This window comes from Campylobacter sp. 7477a (genome assembly GCF_014892335.1).
In the GTDB taxonomy this organism is placed as follows: domain Bacteria; phylum Campylobacterota; class Campylobacteria; order Campylobacterales; family Campylobacteraceae; genus Campylobacter_A; species Campylobacter_A californiensis.
On sequence record NZ_JADBJH010000032.1, the window covers coordinates 1 to 694 of the forward strand.

Below are 694 nucleotides of genomic sequence, written 5' to 3' on the forward strand. Positions count from 1 at the left end.
TTTATCTCTTGCTTTTGTCCTACTTTAAATTTCTCTATTTTATTATAATGTTTTGTGTATTTATTTTACTCTTAATCTACTTATTTTGTTTAAGCTTTATGCTCTTACTTATTTCCTCTTTGGCCTTCTATTTTACCTTATCCTTGGAACTGTTTTTAATATCTTTTATCTCACTGCCTTTCTTGCTTGCATTATCTTTTGTCTTACTGGCTTTATTGTTAATATCCTCTTTTAGCTCTTTAGTCTTTTTGGCTGACTTATCTTTTATCTCTTTTACCTTAGGTTGCACTGTCGTCTTACCAGATACCGATATATCATCTTTTAAATTCTCATATGTCTTATCGCCTATACCACTAATGTTTTTAATATCCTCTATAGAGTTAAATTTATTAGCCTTTCTATACTCTATAATAGCCTCGGCCTTACTCTCGCCTATACCGTTTAAACTCATTAGTTCATCTTTGGTGGCCGTATTTAAATTTATAACGGCAAATGCCTGAGTAGCTAGTAGCGCTAAAGATAGTAGAGTTGATTTAAAAGATAGTTTCATTGTTTTCCTTTGATTTAAGATTGAATTTGATTATAACTTAGTAGGGTAAACGCTTGTTTTACAATACATATAAAGAATAAATTTAATATAAAAAATATGAATATTTAAGATAGGAGGCTTATGTATACCACACCACCCTTTTAG

The 694-nt window shown here is 29.8% G+C and carries 1 protein-coding gene; it reads right to left on the bottom strand.

Annotation, left to right across the window (positions count from 1 at the left end):
- Positions 1-127 precede the first annotated feature (127 nt).
- Complete coding sequence (locus tag CCAL5182_RS09095) at positions 128-550, bottom strand: helix-hairpin-helix domain-containing protein (protein WP_170000612.1); 423 nt, start codon at positions 548-550, stop codon at positions 128-130.
- Positions 551-694: the final 144 nt, after the last annotated feature.

Excerpts from the sequence above, each read along its gene's own strand:
- CCAL5182_RS09095 (WP_170000612.1), bottom strand. The coding sequence starts at position 550 with ATGAAACTATCTTTTAAATCAACTCTACTATCTTTAGCGCTACTAGCT.